14 protein-coding genes are annotated in these 20,393 nt (G+C 47.2%); 1 reads left to right on the top strand and 13 read right to left on the bottom strand.

All coding sequences use genetic code 11. The features are described from left to right. Nucleotides 1-488: 488 nt before the first annotated feature. The 12 genes from MHB82_RS29460 to MHB82_RS29515 form a co-directional block, all read right to left on the bottom strand. The gene (locus MHB82_RS29460) at nucleotides 489-1,343 is read right to left on the bottom strand and encodes an ABC transporter ATP-binding protein (RefSeq protein WP_341176529.1); all 855 of its coding nucleotides are present in this window, start codon (nucleotides 1,341-1,343) and stop codon (nucleotides 489-491) included. Continuing rightward, complete coding sequence (locus tag MHB82_RS29465; protein WP_341176530.1) at nucleotides 1,340-2,140, bottom strand: ABC transporter ATP-binding protein; 801 nt, start codon at nucleotides 2,138-2,140, stop codon at nucleotides 1,340-1,342. The genes MHB82_RS29460 and MHB82_RS29465 overlap by 4 nt, the downstream gene beginning before the upstream one ends. Further along, nucleotides 2,137-2,994, bottom strand: coding sequence for a nickel transporter permease (nikC, locus tag MHB82_RS29470; RefSeq protein WP_341176531.1), 858 nt, complete (start codon nucleotides 2,992-2,994; stop codon nucleotides 2,137-2,139). Before nikC ends, MHB82_RS29465 begins: the two co-directional genes overlap by 4 nt. Further along, nucleotides 2,991-3,938 carry a nickel ABC transporter permease gene (gene nikB / locus MHB82_RS29475; RefSeq protein WP_095290629.1) on the bottom strand — a complete coding sequence of 316 codons (948 nt, stop codon included), beginning with the start codon at nucleotides 3,936-3,938 and terminating at the stop codon, nucleotides 2,991-2,993. The genes nikC and nikB overlap by 4 nt, the downstream gene beginning before the upstream one ends. Beyond that, nucleotides 3,938-5,485 carry a nickel ABC transporter substrate-binding protein gene (nikA, locus tag MHB82_RS29480; protein WP_341176532.1) on the bottom strand — a complete coding sequence of 516 codons (1,548 nt, stop codon included), beginning with the start codon at nucleotides 5,483-5,485 and terminating at the stop codon, nucleotides 3,938-3,940. Before nikA ends, nikB begins: the two co-directional genes overlap by 1 nt. A 330-nt stretch (nucleotides 5,486-5,815) precedes the next feature. After that, complete coding sequence (locus MHB82_RS29485; protein ID WP_341176533.1) at nucleotides 5,816-6,325, bottom strand: hypothetical protein; 510 nt, start codon at nucleotides 6,323-6,325, stop codon at nucleotides 5,816-5,818. A gap of 12 nt (nucleotides 6,326-6,337) precedes the next feature. Beyond that, on the bottom strand, nucleotides 6,338-7,621 hold the full coding sequence (locus MHB82_RS29490) for a WXG100 family type VII secretion target (protein ID WP_341176534.1): 1,284 nt from the start codon (nucleotides 7,619-7,621) through the stop codon (nucleotides 6,338-6,340). 232 nt (nucleotides 7,622-7,853) lie between these two features. Further along, nucleotides 7,854-9,551 carry a histidine kinase N-terminal 7TM domain-containing diguanylate cyclase gene (locus tag MHB82_RS29495; RefSeq protein WP_341176535.1) on the bottom strand — a complete coding sequence of 566 codons (1,698 nt, stop codon included), beginning with the start codon at nucleotides 9,549-9,551 and terminating at the stop codon, nucleotides 7,854-7,856. A 299-nt stretch (nucleotides 9,552-9,850) separates the two neighbouring features. Further along, on the bottom strand, nucleotides 9,851-10,615 hold the full coding sequence (locus MHB82_RS29500; protein ID WP_341176536.1) for an AAC(3) family N-acetyltransferase: 765 nt from the start codon (nucleotides 10,613-10,615) through the stop codon (nucleotides 9,851-9,853). 208 nt (nucleotides 10,616-10,823) lie between these two features. Beyond that, a complete protein-coding gene (gene araA, locus MHB82_RS29505; RefSeq protein ID WP_095360362.1) occupies nucleotides 10,824-12,248 on the bottom strand; it encodes an L-arabinose isomerase in 1,425 nt (474 codons plus the stop codon). A gap of 308 nt (nucleotides 12,249-12,556) precedes the next feature. Continuing rightward, the gene (locus MHB82_RS29510) at nucleotides 12,557-13,252 is read right to left on the bottom strand and encodes an L-ribulose-5-phosphate 4-epimerase (RefSeq protein ID WP_110758158.1); all 696 of its coding nucleotides are present in this window, start codon (nucleotides 13,250-13,252) and stop codon (nucleotides 12,557-12,559) included. A 1-nt stretch (nucleotide 13,253) separates the two neighbouring features. Beyond that, the gene (locus MHB82_RS29515; RefSeq protein WP_341176537.1) at nucleotides 13,254-14,870 is read right to left on the bottom strand and encodes a xylulokinase; all 1,617 of its coding nucleotides are present in this window, start codon (nucleotides 14,868-14,870) and stop codon (nucleotides 13,254-13,256) included. A gap of 463 nt (nucleotides 14,871-15,333) precedes the next feature. Here MHB82_RS29515 and MHB82_RS29520 point away from each other — a divergent pair, with 463 nt between their 5' ends. Beyond that, nucleotides 15,334-16,425, top strand: coding sequence for a GntR family transcriptional regulator (locus MHB82_RS29520; protein WP_341176538.1), 1,092 nt, complete (start codon nucleotides 15,334-15,336; stop codon nucleotides 16,423-16,425). Nucleotides 16,426-16,597: 172 nt separating this feature from the next. Here MHB82_RS29520 and MHB82_RS29525 read toward each other — a convergent pair whose 3' ends face one another. Then, entirely contained in the window at nucleotides 16,598-19,930 is a 3,333-nt protein-coding gene (locus MHB82_RS29525; RefSeq protein ID WP_341176539.1) for an S-layer homology domain-containing protein, read from the bottom strand. Between the last annotated feature and the right edge of the window lie 463 nt (nucleotides 19,931-20,393).

Raw genomic sequence — 20,393 nt, forward strand, 5'->3', positions numbered from 1 at the left:
ATGACTATCCTGTCTTGCTGTTACTGTAACTACGGCCATAAATTACTTCGAGAACGTTTTCAATCGGCCTAGGCAATTGAATGAAGCTGATGTCCCGAATTGTTGTGGCATGCATCTGCTCACCTGAAACTCAGTCTCTATGTATATCGTTGCCCAAACAACCTATAGCAAAATTAGAGAATGATATTTTCGTATATTTATGCATTTATACTTAATGTGACAGTGATAATGATTATCGATATCACAAATCTACCTTTGTTTTAGTAGATTGTCAACAAAAAATATGGATGCATACTATCGGGAATCATGAAATAAAGGGGGGACACAAATTATTAATAGGTATCTTACGTTAATAATTAAAACGGCAAAAGTATTAACTGTTCGGACTCACAGACAAACAAAAATAACATCAAAAAGCCACATTCAATATTCATTGAAAGTGGCTTTTTAATTTGGGTATGTCTAAGTCCCTCTGTATTGGGATTTACTCAGAAAATTGAAATGAGTTCCTTCGTATACGGATGACGTTCCTCTGCGAATAGCGCATCTGCACCAAATCGATCGACGATTTGTCCTTCTCGCATGACGATGATACGCTGACTCATACGGTGTACGGCAGCCAGATCATGCGAGATGAACAAGTATGAAAGTCCCAGTGATATCCGTAAGTCGGTTAGCAATTGCAGAACAGCGCCCTGTGATATCACATCCAGGCTGGCTGTCGGTTCGTCAAGAACGATAACGTCCGGTTCAATGCCAATGGCACGTGCAATCGTTACGCGCTGACGCTGCCCCCCGCTTAGCTCATGTGGATAACGCCCCGCTAGTTCACTTGGAAGCTCAACAGCTTCAAGCAGCTGCTTCACGTAGGCGTCCTTCGATGTATAGGCGAAGTGTGACAGCTTAAGGTCTCGCCCGAACTGTTCATACGGATCGATCAGTGAATCAGCGATCTTCAGCTTAGGATTCAGCGCCGCAGCCGGATTCTGAAATACAATCTGGATCTTCCTGCGATGCGGACGCAGGCGTCGGCCGCTAAGCCGTGCAATGTCCTCTTGACCCAGCATAATCGAGCCGGAATCAGCATCTTCTATCCGCAGCAGACAGCGAGCGAGCGTACTCTTGCCACAGCCGCTCTCACCAACCAGGCCGAGGCACTCTCCTCGATTTAAGGTGAAGGAGACGCCGTTTACAGCTGGACGCTCAGCGCCAGCATAGGTCCGGCTGAGATGTTCCACGCCCAGCACGCGTTGGGCGGACAACTCGGATTGACCCTTGTCCTGTTGGACGGGTGCCTCAACCGGGAATGATTCCTTGGGGTAATCCATTTCAGTTGTCTTCATTGCGTTTCCGCCTCCTTTAGACCCGATTTCAACGAGCGGCTCAGGACAGGAGCTGCTTCAATCAGTTGACGTGTATACTCATGCTGAGGATGGTCAAGAATACGGTGTTTCCCGCCCGATTCGACGATCCGTCCTTCCTTCATAACAGCTAGCCGATTGGCGTAGCGGCGCACATGACGCCAGTCATGTGTAATGAAAAGAATGGCGCAACCAGTCTCAGCCTGCTTACGCGCCAGCAGCTCCAGTACGCGGTGTCCCGAGACGCTGTCGAGTGCCGTAGTTGCCTCGTCGGCAATCAGCAGCCTTGGCGATAGCATGAGCGATGTCGCGATGGAAGCACGCTGAAGCTGACCACCGCTCAACTGGAACGGATAGCGCCGAAGCAGCTCTGCGCCAAGTCCAACGGACTCCAACGCCTCGATGGATCGTTTGTGCCGGACAGCAGAAGACTTTTCTCCATGGATTTTCTGGTATTCATCGAAATGTCCGCCAATACTTCGAAACGGCGTAAACGCCCCTTGATAATCCTGAAAAATATATGAGATGCGGCTTCCCCGCAGGGCGCGCATCTCCTTCGGTTTACGTTCGAGCAGGTTGCTGCCTTCAAACATGATTTGCCCCGCTGCGTGCAGATTGGACGGAAGCAGTTGACCAACCGACTGTGAGAGAAGACTTTTGCCACTGCCGCTCTGCCCGACCAGCGCCATGAATTCGCCTTCCCGAACGGCGAGAGAGACGCTGTCGACAATGGTACGCTCACGGCTGAAGATGCTCAGTTCCTCAATGGAAAGAATCACGGCTGCACCTCCTTTTTCACGTCAAAGCGGTCTCTCAGATAGTCGCCGAGCATATTCGCAAGCAGTACCACCACTACGATCGCTAGACCCGGATAGATCATAAGCTCTGGCCGTGACTGGAAGTATGGTCTGGAGTCATTCAGCATCGCACCCCATTCAGGAGTTGGTGGCTGAGCCCCAAGTCCGATGTAGGATAGCGAGGAAATGAGCAGGATGATCTTCCCCAGATCGAGACTTGCCAGTACGAGCACATGCCCGGCAATATGCGGAAGCAGGTGCTTGGTCATAATGCGTGCATCTGAGAGTCCGTTGGTCCGTGCGATACGAATGTAGTCCTTTTGCGACTCGGACAGGACGGTACTGCGGACAAGGCGTGCATAGCTGACCCACTTGACGATCACAATCGCCAGCACCAAATTACCGATACCCGCCCCAAGCAGCCCACTCAGCACGATAGCAACAATCGTGTCAGGAAAGGCAAGGAAGCCATCAGCGATCCGCATAAAGAGCTTATCAATCCAACCACGCTTGTACCCCGCAATCAGGCCAAACGGAATTCCAATAAGCAGTGCAGCTCCAAGCGCCAGCAGGCTATAACCGAGCGTCTGGCCGCCTCCAAGCAGCAATCTTGTCAGTACGTCTCGACCCAGATGGTCGGTACCAAATGGATGGAGAGCACTTGCACCCTGCAGCCTTCCGCGAAGGTCGGTTAGTGTAGGGTCATGCTTAAGATAAACAAAGGCATATATGGAAGCCCCGATGATCAGCAGCACAAATAGCAAGGCGATAATCGCCTGTATACTGTGTTTTTTCGATTTTTTAGCGGCCAGTGGGCGCAGAAGCATCGTTTTCATCGGTGGGCCTCCCTTTCCTTGAGTTTCATTTCCGGATTCAAATATCGATAGGATAGATCAACTGCTGTATTCACGAAAAATACAACGACCGCCATGATCAGAATATAACCCTGAATCAATGGATAATCGCGCTGGCGGATGGCATCAACGACGAGCTTGCCAATGCCGGGATACGCAAATAACACCTCAATGACGACAACCCCACCAATGAGGCTGCCTAGGCTGACACCAAACACAGTGATGACTGGTGGCAGACTGTGACGGAAGGCATGCAAGAAGAAGATGCGCCCTTCAGATAACCCCCTCGCCCGAGCAGACCGAACGAACTCCTGACTCAGTGAATCCAGCAGGCTGGAACGCAGAAGACGCACATAAACGCTGGAGATGGCAAGTCCCAGCGTCAGAGATGGCAAAATAAGTGATGCGAATCCGTCCCGCCCCATGGTCGGCAGACTGCCGAAGCGCACGCCGAACAGGTCGATCAAAATCAGTCCGAGCCAGAAGCTTGGCACCGCCGCGCCGACAATGGACAACAATCGGCTGCCCCGGTCGATCCAGCTGCCACGATGCAATGCTGACAGTGATCCTAGTGGGATGGCCACAGCTAGCATGACCAGCAGAGCGCCGATCGTAAGTTCCGCTGTAGCCGGAAGCGCCCGCATGAGCGTCTGCATAACCGGCTGTCCTGTCGAGTACGATACGCCGAAATCCAGGCGGATGAAGTCAAGCAGCCAATTGCCAAATTGAACAGGCAGGGAATCATTGAAGCCCATTTCTTCACGCATAGCCTCAACCTGTTCCTGACTGACAGATAGTTCGTCCACGTTTAGAATCGTGAGCACTGGATCCCCCGGAGCCAGACGGATGAAGAGGAAGCTCACGAACATAATGAATAGTAGAAAAATAAAAACTTCAAGAAACTTGCGAAGCAAAATGCGAAACATTACATCACATCCAGCTTATTGGTGATCATGTAATACTCACTGCGTGTGGTAACCCAGTTCTTGATCTTCTTACCGTTATAGGCAACGATCGTACCCGGATGCAGGACAAATGAATTCAGCACGTTGTCGTGCACATAATTGGCGGCCTTTTCCGCAAGCTCTGCGCGCTTCTCTGGATCGACTGTTAGATTCAGCTCATCAATGATCGCCGTCAGCTCCAGATCCTCTGATCCACTGAAGTTGAGTGCACCCTTTGGATGATACGTTGCATTCAGATAGTAACCCGCGTCACCTCGCGGTGCGGTCAGATTACTATAGGTTGCGATATCCCAATCACGATTGGACGCCATATAATCCTCCGGCGTGTCGATCTGACGAATTTGCACATCGATGCCAATCTTCTTGGCGTCAGACTGGAAAACTTGGGCAATGAGCGGCAGGTCTGCGCGAGCCGAGTATGTAAGCAGCGTCAGTTGCAGTGGTTTGCCATCTTTGGTCATAACGCCGTTTTGCAGCGTGTAGCCGGCTTCCTTCAGGTAATTAACCGCAGCTTCTTCACCTGATTGTGATCCTGCCTCGTCATAGGTAGGTGCGAACGGCAGAGACGGCAGGAACGGCCCGATAGCCGACTCACCGTAGCCAAGAAGGATAGTATCAACGATCCCCTGGCGGTCAATTAATGCATCCAGTGCACGGCGCACGTTCAGGTCCTTGATGCTATCACGCTGCATGTTCATCGTCATCTGGTGAACGCGGAACGTGGAGGTGGACTCCACAGTCATGCCATCGATTGCTTTAAGGGATTCCAAACTTTCTACTTCCGGACGGTATACGACATCGACTTGTCCAGATTGAAGTGCGAGTGTACGAGCATTGGCATCCTCGTTAAAAGAGAACGTTACTGAGTCGAGAGGTGAAGCTCCATCCCAATATTCATCGTAGCGATCCAGTTCAAGCTTGCTGCCCGGGGTAAATGAAGTCAGCTTGAACGGCCCGGTGCCGATCGGCTTGTTTACGATGTCCGGCTCGCTCACGTCAATAATGGCCGTATTCGGGTTAACCAGTTCGGATGCAAATTCCGGGAAAGGCTGTGTTGTTGTAATCTCAAGTTTGTCTCCCTCGGCTTCAATTGTATCGATCTTAAGTGCATTCTGAATGGCGGCACTTTCGGTCAATGCACGCTCAAGCGATGCCTTAACGGATTCACCGGTCATCGGCTTGCCGTTCTGGAATGTTACATCATTTCGCAGATCAATCGTCCAATGCTGTCCGTCTTTGCTTTCCCAGCTCTCAGCAAGCCATGGTGCAACGGTCAGATTCTCTTCATCGAGACGAACCAGCGTTTCCGTGATGCCCGCACGTAGCGGAACATAGCTGGAGTCGACATGTGGGTCAAGCGAGTTTGTGGAAAAGTTATATAGGAAGTGAACGTTTTTGTCAGTGGAAGGCTGCGCAGCGGGACTCGTTTCGGACGATCCACAGGCGCTCAGCAGTCCGGCGCTCAGAACCAGGGAGGTCAGCACCAGCAGCGGCGTCTTTTTATTCAAGGTAATGCCCCTCTCTATCAATTGTTGTCTTAATCGTAATTATTATTATTTAAACAATGAGTATTATCTTATCGTAATGATTACGTTTTGACAAGAGATATATTATGTTGAAACGCAAAAGAAACCCGACTCTCGGATGAGAGCGGGTTTCTAGTAGATTGCTTATAGTGTTTCATCTTAAATTCGTTTAAGTATAATATCTGTCTAAAGCAGACAGAATACCCTATGCTCTATCGTTGTAAATCTAGGCACTTAAATTAACCCAGTAATTGGGATCTAAAGAAAAAGACTGATATGATCCATGATGATCAGAGCAGTCCATGCGAGTAATTATCCATTATCCCTCGTATCTACACGCTCTAAAGCAATATTGCTGATATCCTGTATAGGAATGTCTAAATCTCTCCAATACGTTAGTGGATAGGCAGAACTACCTACTAGCAACTCACCTTGTCTTATTGTGAAGCTACCGCCCCTTTCCAAGAACTTTATTATCGGCTCGTAGAGATCAACATACTTTATTGCGCTACTTACTCCCCGATCTGCTAATTCGGAAATTTCTAAATAGCAGTAACAAATTGCCTTCATGTACGGATTTTGAATAAAATCAACTTTAGGACAAGCTTTATACACTTCTTCGTTTACTGATTCCCCGAGAGCTTTAGCGAAACTGAATATGGGATATCGATCTATAGAAACACCCATCTCGTTTAAAAATTGATTGGTTCGTCTAAAATACTCTCTTAGTAAAACATGAGATGACTCTCGTGATTCACTCCCCATATCCTCGAATGGAATGGACGATAAACGTTCAACAGCTTTATTCAATAATGGTCCCATATAATCCCCCGTTTATTTAAACATTTTATTAAAGAAGTATTCTTCGTAGCCCGGAAACGCAGTATTAGGTTGTTTCGGAGCATTCTCATGAGCACCCGGTGGAAAGCCATCATATGTGCCCTTTTCGTGATTCCAAGATTCTAATGTCCTATACTTTTGTCCCTGAGACATAAATTTCCGTTCAGCCAGTTCATGTTCAGCCAATTGTTTGAACCATGCTTTTTGCTCGATGGTTAACTCACCCTTTTGTGCAGTTTTCCATGCATAAGCGATTTCGTCATCAGCAATGAAACGTTCCATTTTATATTCTGTACCTCCAGGCTGAGGTACTTGATGTTTACCAAAAAATAGATGCTTTTTCATTGTTCTAATCTCATCAGTACTCAATCCTGTGTTGGCTGCAACATCTTCTACATCTTTCATTTTCAATTGTCTTATTGATTCGTACTCTGCTTCTGCTGCCTTGTCGTAATCCCTCATTCCTGATCCTGTGAAACCCTGACTGTTCTTTGTTCCTTCTATGCTATCTCCATGGTTGTTTCCAGAATTATCTCTAACAGCCCCAATATTATTCTTAACCTTCGCCACAGCTGGGTTCGATGATGGCAACCGGAATGGACTTTTGCTACCCGGCATACTCCCTTTAACCATCGAAACGGCCATAAAAATCTGACTAAGCTTAAGCGACGTAACCATTGTTTGAGCATATTTATCTGAAACAGGCTCGCCTGTAAACGGATGTATCCCATTCTCAAATGCCTTGATCTGGAGCGCGAAGATATCCTCCCCTGGCGGGTCCATGTTCATAGGGCCTTGCATGCCTTTTACATCCAAATTCCCTTTATCCTTCTCATAAGCCTGGAGAGCCGCCTGATCCGTAACGCCTTTCTCATTCACAGGAAGCCATACTCCAAATGCTGAGTTATACGCCATCCGATAACCCTTATCTTCCGGGTTTCCATTACCGGTCAATCTTGTCGTCATCGCCATCGCACCAACAGCTCCAGTTGCACCTGCCAAACTTACCCGCTCCGCATCTGCTTCTTGAAAACGGGTAGCGATATCCTTCAGATCCTTGGACGTGTTGACCATACTCTCTAGTGCTTTCTCCAGTATAGGCTTGGATCGCTCAAACTCATAGTAAAAACGTTCCTGCGTTGCACCCATCCACATCGCTTGGATGAACATAATCTGCCTGGTCAGATCACTCCGGATGCCCTCCAATTGTTGTCTGGCCTGATCTACCTGATTGGATACGTGATGTAGTTGCTCAGGGGTAACTTTTATTGTACTCATATGTATCTCCGCTCATTGAAATAGGATTAACCTATGTTAGCAGAAGTTCCAAACGCAATACATCCGGCTAAAATCCTGATTTTACCTAATTAATAGCATTAAAGCCTGTTCTCATCAGTCCTATGGTCCTATATGCATATACCCAAGTTAAAGGTAAAAAAAACAAATGACACCAATTTGGCTTGGTGCCATTTGTAAGACATATTATATAAGTTTTGTTATTCTCACCTCATCAAGAAACGCCCCGCTCTAGCTCCGCAAACTCAACCCGATTCCGCCCATTCTGCTTCGCCTGATATAGTGCCTTGTCTACAGCGGCAAACAGTTGAGTCAGATATCCTTCCGGATTATCCGGTGCATCATCACATTCAAAATCCTCAATCGATAGAATCCCAATGCTGATCGTAATGGACACCTGCCCAACCTCATGATCTACCGCCATAAGGTTGGACTCCACGGACAGCCTCACGCGTTCCGCAATTTTTTGAGCTAACTGGCGTTCCGTGTGCGGAAGGTAGATCATGAACTCTTCCCCGCCATAGCGCGTTAGAATATCGGTCTCCCGGATGGACTGTTTCACAGCCTGAGCTGTACGGTACAGCACTTCATCCCCGATGACATGTCCATAGCGATCATTGATTGCCTTGAAGAAGTCAATATCCAGGAGAAGAAGTGAAAACGGTGTCTTATAGTGAACATTCGTAATGACCTCATGCGTCAGCTGCTGGGTCAGATAACGACGATTGTAGCAGTGAGTCAGACTATCCGTAAGCGCCAGCTCCTCCAGTTTGAGATTAGCCTCGGATAACTCCTGCCGAATGCGATCCAGGGCATAATTGCGTTCCTGAAGCATCTCATTCTGCCGATTCATTTCTTTTACATAGTAGCGCTCTTGCGACACATCCTGAAACGTTAGGAGATGACCAAGAGGCATCTGATAATGATCAATGATTGGAGAGGTTTGGAGGATAAAGTGACGCTCCATGTCGCGCTCCTCCACAATAACCTCAATCTGAGACAGCGTATTTTCCCTTTGCCGATACTGATCCAGAAACAGCCCGCTGTCGCCCTCTACACGAACCGATCCCAGAAATGCCTCCATATCAAAACAATCCCCAACATGCAGATCCATGAAGGACCTGGATGCCTTGTTTGCTTCAATAATGGTCTCATTCTCATCCAAAACCAGGATACCATAGGGAATCGTATTAATCACATCCTCATGGGCGATGGAAACCAGATCGAAGACGTTGTACCGCTTGATGACATAGACAAAAAATAAATCCGACAGAAAAATCCCCAGCGACGTCAGTCCGGGAATGATGAACGGTATCCATGCTCGCAAAACCACATTCAGAAGGGCATCAATTGCTGCAAAAACAGCTAAGACGAATATGCCCCACAGCGTAATTTTCACCTGTTTTTTAATCGTTGGTGATTTATCGGAGGCGCGAAGTGCCCCGAACAAAATAAAGAGGGAAGCTACAAAGTAGCTCACCAATACAATCATGACAACCCAGAACCATGGGCCATAGGCCCGTTCGACATAACCACCCTCCAGCGGGGTTACAAACCAATGAGCCGGGTTGATAACCACACCTATGGCTGCAATAACAGCTGGTACGAACAGCAGTATAACTTTTTTTGTCCCTAATCGATCCGAATAACCGGTAATGAAGATGGTCAACAGCAGCCAACCACTTCCAAGCAGTGAAACGGCGACGAAAGACAGGGTCACATAAAATAATTGCCAGCCCGGGTTATCCGACAACACGATCGCAAACTGACAGAAGGGCCAGAGCATCATCAACCCATGAAATAGAAAGTAAACCTTATGTAAGTTCGTGATTCTAGCGGTAGCAAAAATATAAACGTATACACCAAACAACAGGACGAATAAAAAGAGATCATACCATACCAATGGGCTCACAAATCTTCTCCTTCTTGGTTGCGACTACTACGATATCATTGAGCTAGGCTGTTTTCGTAAACCTAAGTGATACTACATTAGAACTATACTTTCTAGTGCTATACAAAAAATTATGGTTAAATTAACCATATCTTATCACACACCCCTATGGGAGAGTAGCCTATACACTGGAAATACAGCCAAGCACTGTTTTATTTATGCATCTATTTTGCTGATTTGTAAGTGTTTTGAACGTTTAACTATTGAAAAAAAGAACCCTCTCCCGCCCGTTGCCGAGCGGTCCTCTGGTATGTCTACTCCTACTCCTTCGCCAGCGGCAGGTTATCCGAGAATAGATCCGGATTCGCCCTCAGCATCTCTGTGATAACTGCCTCCACCATGGCCGCATCACATACTCGTACAATAGCACCCCCAAGCCTTCCTATGCGCATCGCGCCTTTGCGCTGTAACACCTCATCCACTTTCCAGAAATGCTCCGACCACGACAACCCGCAATGCCTGCGGGAGGGTACTGAAATCTCTGTTCCATCTGGCAATACAGTGTAGAGCTGCTCATGCTCATCTGTTAAACGCCCCGGAATGTCCACCCATTCCTCTACGCCATGGATGAACGTGTTTCGTTTCAGGTCCACGCCAACAAGGAGAATGGTCGCTTTCCGATCCAGCAGCTTGCCCCAAGCCGAGCCCCTTGCGCAAGGTGTGTCATATAGGTGATCGTCCTTCGTGAATGCCACTGCATCCTTACCGATTGCTGCAACCGAGTGAGTCGGGTGCCAAGAACGTACTACGCCTGGCCGTTTTCGAAATAGCTCAGGTAGAATCCCGACGCAGCATGGTGATGATTCCACGTGGAACATTGGATTACTTGCATTAATGGTGGACCAGGTATGGGTTGGCAGCACCAGCAGTCCATCCTTCATATAGTCTGTAAAGACATCCAGTACGGTATCCGCCCCACCTTCGACCTCACCCATACTTTTCATGGAAGAGTGAACAAGCAGCGTACTTCGTCCGTCAATACCAAGCTGGTGGAGCTGCTCAAACAAGCTTTGTTGTGTATGCATAATGAATCGATAACCTCCTTTGGGCTATTATAGCAAAATGAAAGAAACTCTATGGTGCGCAAGGGTACGCACTTCATTAGACTGCATTACAGTTTGTGACTGTGACTGCTCAGCCAACCGCATTACAGCATGACAAAGGGCCGAGGGAATCCCTCGGCCGCCAGGCAATCATGGATATGAGTCCAATCACGATAAAAATATCTAATGTTTATTTAATAACGACATACTCCAGGTTAACCAGCTTCGCATACGTTACGATCTGATCTGTTGTCAGGTTCAAGGAAACCACGGTGTGGTGACCGCCGCCATTTTCAATCCAAGCTTTGACCCCATCCTGGAAGTTTGGCTTCACGTTCCATAATACACGTGCCACTGGCAGATTCGGTGCTGGTACAGTTGGCTCAAAAGCAGACACTTCATTGATCAGCAGTTTGTAATGTGTGCCGAAGTCAGCCATGGATACAACAACACCTTCGCCTGCTTTGCCATCGAATACCAGACGTGCTGGATCTTCGCGATCGCCAATACCCAGTGGAGACACAATGATTCTCGGTTTGGTGCTGGCGAGTGTAGGATCTACTTCAAGCATGTGAGATTGAAGGATAGCTTCCTGTCCAGCAGCCATTTCATAGGTGTAATCTTCCATGAAGCCCGTATTCTCGTTGTGGCTCATAACTTTCAGCAAACGATCAAGTGCAGCTGTTTTCCAGTCACCTTCACCAGCAAATCCATATCCTTGGGCCATCAGGCGCTGTACAGCCAAACCTGGAAGCTGCTTCATGCCATGCAGATCTTCGAAGTTGGTGGTGAATGCAGTGTATCCGCCCTCGTCGAGGAAGCGTTTGATTGCAATTTCATAACTGGCTTGCACACGTACACTGGCTTCCCAAGCTTCCTTGCTGTTTGTACCATAATCGAATTCATACAGCTCTGCGTATTGGCCGATCAGGTCATCGATTTCCTGCTCTGTCACTGCATTCACAACCTGTACAAGGTCACCGATGCCGAAGTAGTCGACCGTCCAACCGAATTGGATTTGTGCCTCCACTTTATCCCCTTCAGTTACACCTACGTTGCGCATGTTGTCGCCAAAACGGGCCACTTTGATGTTGAAGCTTTCGTTATAGGCAACCGCCACGTCCATCCAATCGGCAACCTGCTGCTGCACTTCCGGGCGCTCCCAGTATCCAACGACAATTTTGTTTTGTTTTCTCAGACGCGCATTGATGAAACCATACTCACGATCACCGTGTGCTGCCTGGTTCAGGTTCATGAAGTCCATATCGATGGTGGCCCAAGGAATGCTCTCATTATATTGCGTAGCCAGATGAAGCAGCGGTTTCTGCAGCAATTTTGTACCACGAATCCACATTTTCGCTGGAGAGAAGGTATGCATCCAAGTAATAACACCGGCTACTTCATCGCGGTAGTTGACTTCCTTCATGATGCTCGTGATTTTATCCGCGCTTACCGCCAGATCCTGCAATACGAGTGGGTATGGCAGAACGCCGCTTGCATTCAGGGCATCCGTAATCTTCTGTGCATTGGCTTTGACCTCGCCCAGTGCTTCTTCACCATAGAGATGCTGCGAACCAACGACAAACCAAAATTCTTTTGCTGCTGTTGCTGACATGTAATCATCCTCATTTCATTTTTATAGTTGAACAAATGGGTTGCACTTACCACTCCGATTGCAGTACCATCTTCCGATCGCTGGTTATCCCCGGATTTTTTTATTCCCTTTTTTAAGGGAAAATCCTGTGATAAACGCGAGGTATATCCTTCCGAAGTAGCTTTCTTGCAGAAAGCTTTTAGCTTCGCTTCTTCAGATTGGTTCTGCACTCTCCGTTATCGTGTAAAAGTTTGATACAACTTCTTTGGTAGTAGTAACAAACAACTTATTCGCTTGAATTATGATCAACCGATCGCTACATAACCACATTACTTCTGTCCGTAATACGCGTCTTTCCCGTGTTTCCGCAGATAGTGTTTATCCAAAATGCCTTGCGGCAGTTCTTTGGCGAAGTTGTTTAGTTGCCGCGCATACAGGTTCATTTTGCATACTTCCTCCAGCACAACACTGTTCACCACAGCCGCCTTGGCATCTTTCCCCCAGGTAAACGGTGCATGACCATGAAGCAGCACGGCCGGAACTGCCATAACATCAATCCCGCGCTCTTCAAACGTTTCAATAATGACGCGTCCTGTCTCCGCTTCGTACCCACGATCAACCTCGTTCTGGTTCAGGAAACGCGCACAAGGTACCGCACCATAGAACGTATCTGCATGCGTTGTTCCCATAACAGGTACATCCAGTCCAGCTTGGGCCCAGATGGTCGCCCATGTGGAGTGCGTATGCACAATCCCGCCAATTTCGGAGTAATGCTTATATAAAACAGCATGGGTTGCTGTATCCGAGGATGGTCTCATCTCGCCCTCGACCACGTTGCCATCCAGATCGACAACGACCATGTCGCTTGGCTTCATGGCATCGTAGCTGACGCCGCTCGGTTTGATTACGAACAATCCGCTATCCCGATCAATGGCGCTGACGTTGCCCCAAGTGAACTTCACAAGTCCATGCTTCGGCAGCTCCAGGTTCGCCTCATAAACCTCTTGTTTCAGTTGCTCTAACATCTTAGTCCCTCCCGTTCTCTACCAGATGATCAACAGCCGCCTGCTCAATGGCCAGACCCTTCCGGTAGCGTTCGATAAATGATTCAAACCCTTTAACATCCGATGGGTCCGGTGCTACTTCCTCTCCAGCGACATCGCTGAATACCTTCTGCTCCAGGAACACATCCAGACTCTCCTGCTCACCCTTATTGATCATGTACGAAGCGAGAAGCGCCATACCCCATGCCCCGCCTTCCCCCGCCGTGGACATAACGGATACAGGCACATTCATCGCGGCTGCAACGATCCGCTGTCCAACGACTGGCGTTTTGAACAATCCACCATGAGCCAAGATGCTGTCGATAGCTACGTGTTCTTTTTCCGTCAAAATATCCATCCCGATCTTCAGTGCACCAAAGGCTGTGAACAGATGGGTACGCATGAAGTTGGCCAGATTAAACCGGCTTTCAGGTGAACGAACGAACAACGGACGGCCCTTGTCGATCCCCGTAATATTTTCGCCGGAATAGTATCCGTAGCTCAGCAGGCCGCCACCATCCGGGTCTGCTTCAAGTGCCTTGTTAAACAAGACGCTGAAGAGCTTGCCGCTATCGACCTCGTATCCCATGGCCTCAGAAAATTCACGGAACAATCCGATCCATGCATTGATGTCGCTGGAACAGTTATTAGCATGTACCATACCCACCGGGCTGCCGTCCGGCGTTGTGACCATATCGATCTCTGGGTACACTTTGGACAGTTCATTTTCCAGGACGATCATGGCAAAGACAGATGTGCCGACAGAGATATTGCCCGTACGTTTTCTTACGCTGTTCGTCGCGACCATGCCTGTTCCGGCATCACCTTCCGGTGGACATAGCGGAATGCCTGCTTGCAAGTCTCCTGCAGGGTCAAGCAGCTTGGCTCCGGCGTCCGTTAACGTACCTGCATCCTCGCCCGCGAGATATACCTTGGGAAGAAGCTCTTCCAATGTCCAAGGATAACCTTGGCCTGCGATCAGTTCATCGAACTGCTTGATCATGGTTGGATGATAATTATGTGTGGACTCATCGATTGGGAAAATGCCTGAAGCATCACCAATTCCAATCGCTTTATTGCCGGTTAACAACCAGTGGATGTATCCAGCCAGTGTGGTCAGGTTATCGATACGAGGCAGATGCTCCTCCTCATTCAATATGGCCTGGTACAAGTGTGCGATGCTCCAGCGTTCCGGGATGTTGAACTGAAGGAGATTTGTTAACTCCTTCGCTGCCACTCCGGTCGTCGCATTACGCCACGTCCGGAACGGTACCAGCAGTTCACCCGTACGATCCAGTGCAACATATCCGTGCATCATGGCGGAGAACCCAATGGAGCCGATGGTTTGCAGCGTGATGCCGTACTTCTGTTCCACATCCTGCTTCATCTCGCGATACGCGGTTTGCATGCCTGCAATAATATCCTCTTGGTTGTACGTCCAATATCCGTCTTTCAAGAGATTCTCCCACTCATAACTTCCCGATGCGATGGTGTCGAAACGTTCGTTAATCAATACGGCCTTGATCCGCGTCGATCCGAATTCGATGCCGAGTGAAGTGGCTCCCTTCGCAATCGCCTCTCTCGTCTCCTCATGACTCATAACCATGGTTGTCCCCTCTCTAGATCGCCGTTTTACATCCCAAGGCTGGTAATTACGTTAAAGAGCCAAAGCTGCAACGGCATAAGATGAATTTATGAATTCGTATAAAATGTCTACTACTGTTGCGATCACTTCTGGTGAATGAACAGCAGCAAACCTTATTTAAGAAGGCGCTTTCCTTTTCTGACAGCCTTAGTATAATTTTTGTACGTACATCTGTCAATAATATATAATATTTATACTTACAAAGATCATAAAATTAGTGTTTAGCATGTCTTTTCCTGCTTGCTTAAGGATATGCTGTAGTGTACAGTTTCATGTAATTAAACCAGAATTGTACGGTTTATTTCGAGAAATATGCCGTTTTATTTTCATTAGACTAGAATCATGTTAAAATATGTACGTACAACTATTTGAACCATAACGTTTCTATAGATGAGTAATGATGAAAGAAGTGGATTGCGTGAAGCCAAAATATCAAGTCATTATTGATGATATAAAGAGCCATATCCTTTCGGGGACATATAACGTGGGCGAACAGATCCCGACAGAGTCTGCTCTGCAGGAGAGCTACAATGTGAGCCGCCAGACGGTACGGAAGGCCATTTTGGAGCTGTCGAACGAAGGTTTTTTGAGAAGCGAGAAGGGATCTGGCACCTATGTCAGCAACCAATACCGCTCCAGATCCGGCGGAACAACGATGAAGAAAACGATTGGTGTCATCACGACGTACATCTCTGATTACATCTTCCCCTCGATCATTCGCGGCATTGAAAGCCGACTGAATGAGGATAATTATTCACTGCTCTTAGCCAGCACCAATAATGATGTCGCCCAAGAGAAAAAAGCGCTGGAGATGATGCTCTCCTACGGGGTCGATGGCCTGATTGTGGAGCCGACCAAGAGCAATCTGTACAATCCCAACATTGCGTACTACCTGTCATTTAAGGAGCAGGATGTACCGTTTACGATGATCAATGCCTTTTACGAAGAGCTGGAGGTTCCCTTCTTCTGTCTGGATGACGTACAGTCCAGCTATCTGGCCACCCGGGAATTGATCGCCAATGGGCATACCCAAATTGGGCTTATTGCGAAAATGGATGATTTGCAAGGAAAGTACCGGATGAAGGGGTATATCAAAGCATTGGGCGAAGCCAAGTTACGGTTCCATCCCGAGCAGGTGCTTTCGTTCGATACAGCCTCGAAACCGGATTTGTCCGCTAATCTGGAAACGTTTCTGAACGATAACAGAGAAGCTCTGACCGCCATCGTATGTTACAACGATGAGGTGGGGCTGGAAGTGGTGCATGCCTGCCGAAGACTGGACATATCCATTCCGGATGAGTTATCCATTATTGGACAGGACAACTCCTATATTGCCAAGAACGCCAACATTAAACTCACCACACTAACCCATCCCCAAGAGCAAATGGGCCGTGACGCTGCCGATTGGGTCATTAAGAAACTGCAAGGCAAGAAGGATCTTCCCACCGACACCTATTACCAGCCTGTCCTGGTTGAGGGTGAGACGGTGAAGGAGATCGAGGTGGAGTAAGGGACGATTTGGTGTAAACCCTATCGTTCACTCATAGATATTCTTCCCTCAACCACTGGATATAGGTGGCACTCAAGGATTTTCCAAATGCACAAAAAGGCCGTCGAATTCATCGACAGCCTTTTTTGCTTATAAGTTCTCGCTTTATTACTACTATATCTTGTTTAAATTCTTAATTATCAAAGAACTGCTCTTTATCGTTTCCGGTAATAGTTATATCGGTATTAGAACTGTTGGATACAAGTTTAAATTGACTCTCATTTACTTGCTCAGCTGTGACAGAAACTGATTTAGACTGCAATTGATTATTTAGATAGGTTACCAGATTACTCATGTCGGTAAATTTTTGACTTAAAACAATCGTCACCTGATTCACACCATCACTAACAATAAATGTACGGTTCTGAGTTCCATCTGTTCCAGTCCAATGATTATTTTGAAAGAAAAATGACCAGTCGTTCCCACCTAGTGTAATAGAAGCATCGGATCCAGTCTTAAATGTAGATATAAAGAATGTGTCTTCAAATCCGGATCCATAAACTGTCCGATCCCCTAAATTAATTCCATGTGCATTGCAGTAGTCCTGAATGAAACTATCGATTGCCGATCCAACTACCTGTCCAGTGGAGAAACCACTTAATGGAATATCCCAGGTGAGGTCAACAGGTATTGTAATATTCCCATCACTGATCGTGAAGTGTTTAGGGTTAGTTTTGAAATTTGTTGAGGTAATTTTGTTACTTTCTTCCCTAGCTGAAGTCGCATAGACATTGGTAAAATCGAAATTTGCAATTTCTTTACTGAGGATAGACTTAGGTTCAGCAACCTCAGCTTGAACAGTAATTACAAACTCCTTATTAGTCGACTTAGATCCTGAGATAATGGTGGCTACGAGCACAATGTTCGTATCAGCTGTTAAACCGGCACGGATAATGTCACCATTTAAAACATCAATAATAGATGACTGCGTTGGATCTTTTAATGACCAAGTAACATTAGCTCCATCCTGATCGTTTGGCAATAAGACTGAAACATCAACACCGTTATACGTCACTCGCAAATTCTCTACAGCTAGTGCAATTACTTGCCAATCAACAATTGCTGCTTCCGCTTCCGTCAATCGCGTGATATCTCCTACCAACGTCTTTTGAGTCGTAGTTAACGCTTCATAAGCCGAGCGTGCTTCAACCACGACCGTTTTATTGGCTAGTGTTATCTCACTTTTTTCAGGTAAATCTGCAATTTTAGCTTTCACCCGGTTGGCGGCTTCCAGATCTGCTGCCGCTTGAGCTTCCAGTCCAGCAATTGCTGCTTCCGCTTCTGTCAATCGTGTGATATCCCCTACCAGTGCTTTTTGAGTTGCAGTGAGTGACTCATACTTTGTGCGCACTTCTTCCACCGCTGCTTTGTCAGCAAGCTCTACGTCCTCTTTTACAGGCAAGCCTTCAATAGCTTCTTTCACTAGGTTGGCGGCTTCCAGATCCGCTGCGGCTTGAGCTTCCAGTTCAGCAATTGCTGCTTCCGCTTCTGTCAATCGCGTGATATCTCCTACCAGTGCTTTTTGAGTTGCAGTGAGTGCCTCATACTTTGTGCGCACTTCTTCCACCGCTGCTTTGTCAGCAAGCTCTACGTCCTCTTTTACAGGCAAGCCTTCAATTGTTTCTTTCACTAGGTTGGCGGCTTCCAGATCCGCTGCGGCTTGAGCTTCCAGTTCCACAATCACTGCTTCCGCTTCTGTCAATCGCGTGATATCTCCTACCAGTGCTTTTTGAGTTGCAGTGAGTGCCTCATACTTTGTGCGCACTTCTTCCACCGCTGCTTTGTCAGCAAGCTCTACGTCCTCTTTTACAGGCAAGCCTTCAATTGTTTCTTTCACTAGGTTGGCGGCTTCCAGATCCGCTGCGGCTTGAGCTTCCAGTTCCACAATCACTGCTTCCGCTTCTGTCAATCGCGTGATATCTCCTACCAGTGCTTTTTGAGTTGCAGTGAGTGCCTCATACTTTGTGCGCACTTCTTCCACCGCTGCTTTGTCAGCAAGCTCTACGTCCTCTTTTACAGGCAAGCCTTCAATTGTTTCTTTCACTAGGTTGGCGGCTTCCAGATCCGCTGCGGCTTGAGCTTCCAGTTCAGCAATCGCTGCTTCCGCTTCTGTCAATCGCGTGATATCTCCTACCAGTGCTTTTTGAGTTGCAGTGAGTGACTCATACTTTGTGCGCACTTCTTCCACCGCTGCTTTGTCAGCAAGCTCTACGTCCTCTTTTACAGGCAAGCCTTCAATTGCTTCTTTCACTAGGTTGGCGGCTTCCAGATCCGCTGCGGCTTGAGCTTCCAATTCCACAATCGCTGCTTCCGCTTCTATCAATCGCGTGATATCTCCTACCAGCGCTTTTTGAGTCGCAGTGAGTGCCTCATACTTTGTGCGCACTTCTTCCACCGCTGCTTTGTCAGCAAGCTCTACGTCCTCTTTTACAGGCAAGCCTTCAATTGCTTCTTTCACTAGGTTGGCGGCTTCCAGATCCGCTGCGGCTTGAGCTTCCAATTCCACAATCGCTGCTTCCGCTTCTATCAATCGCGTGATATCTCCTACCAGCGCTTTTTGAGTCGCAGTGAGTGCCTCATACTTTGTGCGCACTTCTTCCACCGCTGCTTTGTCGGTCAGCATCACATCACCTTTAGCTGGCAAGGCTGCGATTGCCGCTTTTACCAGATTGGCGATTTCCAAATCTCCATTACTTGAGGAATCCCCTCCTGTACCTGTCGAAGGTGTACCACCACCAGTAGAAGGTGTTGGACTCGGTATTGGGACTGGTATTGGAGTTGGTGTTTGCGGTATTGGAGTAGGCGGGGGTGTCACAGACGGCTTTTGTTCATCAATCTTAGTCTTTTCGTTTAGAAACTTATATGCGACCAGAGCTACTTCCTGACGACTTGCTTGATTAGAAGGTTTAAACGTACCATCCGGATTCCCCTTCATTAGTTCCAATTCGACAGCAGCACCAACTGCATCTTTAGCCCAGTCAGAAATTGAATTAACATCCGAAAACGCTAGGTTTTGACCCTTTCCTGCACTATTAACTCCTAGTGCATTCACAAAGATGACAGCCATTTGCTCACGGGTAAGATTTTGATTGATACCAAAAACTCCATTACCCATACCTTTAATTAGACCAGCTTTGACAGCGGCCTCTACAGCAGAGAATGCATAGTTGTTTTGAGGAACATCTTTAAAAGAAGGTGATTGTGGAGGGTTGTCGGTATCCAGATTCAATGCTCTTACCAGTACGATTGCGAAGTCCTGTCGCTTTATATTACTCATTGGATTAAATTTTCCATCACCAGTGCCATAAATAATCCCTTTTTGGACAAGTTCATTAATCTCTTCCTTGGCGTAGCTGCTTGAAATATCGCTCAAAGTTACCGAAGCGGAGGCATGTGGTACCATGGTGCTAAGGATAGCGACTGTAGATAGGATTGATAAGGACTTTGCTTTAAAATTCTTTTTCATCTGTTCCCCTTAAATGATTTAGTTTTTAAATAATTAATCCTTTTTCTGCTGATGTATACATCTCTCAATTTACTTTATGTATTAGTTACAATCCTCCTCAGTACTGCCAGCACTATCATCCACAAATACATCTGACATATACTCCTATCAAGTACACTACCTAAGCTTGTCTGATTCACAATTGGTCACGCCGCAGACAACTATAATGCCGATTTCACATTCAAGAATCACATTTCATCCTTGATTTGTGTTTTTATTCTACTCACTCGAGATATGTTAGTCAATCAAGAAAAATCTATAAAATTACTATGATCTCAAGAAGACCTAGAGAGGAAAAAAGGGGCGCAATACGATGTTAATAAAAGCAGGTGCTGTCCCCTCTGTTACAAGACATCGCCTACATCCACCAAACCTTTTTACGCCAGATTTGTCATTAATTTTTCCCATTATCGAGAACCTGCTA

The sequence above is a fragment of the Paenibacillus sp. FSL K6-2862 genome (assembly GCF_038005125.1).
In the GTDB taxonomy this organism is placed as follows: domain Bacteria; phylum Bacillota; class Bacilli; order Paenibacillales; family Paenibacillaceae; genus Paenibacillus; species Paenibacillus illinoisensis_A.

Coding starts and splice junctions, on each gene's coding strand:
- MHB82_RS29460 (WP_341176529.1), bottom strand. CDS start 1,343: ATGAAGACAACTGAAATGGATTACCCCAAGGAATCATTCCCGGTTGAG.
- nikC (WP_341176531.1), bottom strand. CDS start 2,994: ATGAAAACGATGCTTCTGCGCCCACTGGCCGCTAAAAAATCGAAAAAA.
- nikB (WP_095290629.1), bottom strand. CDS start 3,938: ATGTTTCGCATTTTGCTTCGCAAGTTTCTTGAAGTTTTTATTTTTCTA.
- MHB82_RS29485 (WP_341176533.1), bottom strand. CDS start 6,325: ATGGGACCATTATTGAATAAAGCTGTTGAACGTTTATCGTCCATTCCA.
- MHB82_RS29490 (WP_341176534.1), bottom strand. CDS start 7,621: ATGAGTACAATAAAAGTTACCCCTGAGCAACTACATCACGTATCCAAT.
- MHB82_RS29500 (WP_341176536.1), bottom strand. CDS start 10,615: ATGCATACACAACAAAGCTTGTTTGAGCAGCTCCACCAGCTTGGTATT.
- araA (WP_095360362.1), bottom strand. CDS start 12,248: ATGTCAGCAACAGCAGCAAAAGAATTTTGGTTTGTCGTTGGTTCGCAG.
- MHB82_RS29510 (WP_110758158.1), bottom strand. CDS start 13,252: ATGTTAGAGCAACTGAAACAAGAGGTTTATGAGGCGAACCTGGAGCTG.
- MHB82_RS29515 (WP_341176537.1), bottom strand. CDS start 14,870: ATGAGTCATGAGGAGACGAGAGAGGCGATTGCGAAGGGAGCCACTTCA.
- MHB82_RS29525 (WP_341176539.1), bottom strand. CDS start 19,930: ATGAAAAAGAATTTTAAAGCAAAGTCCTTATCAATCCTATCTACAGTC.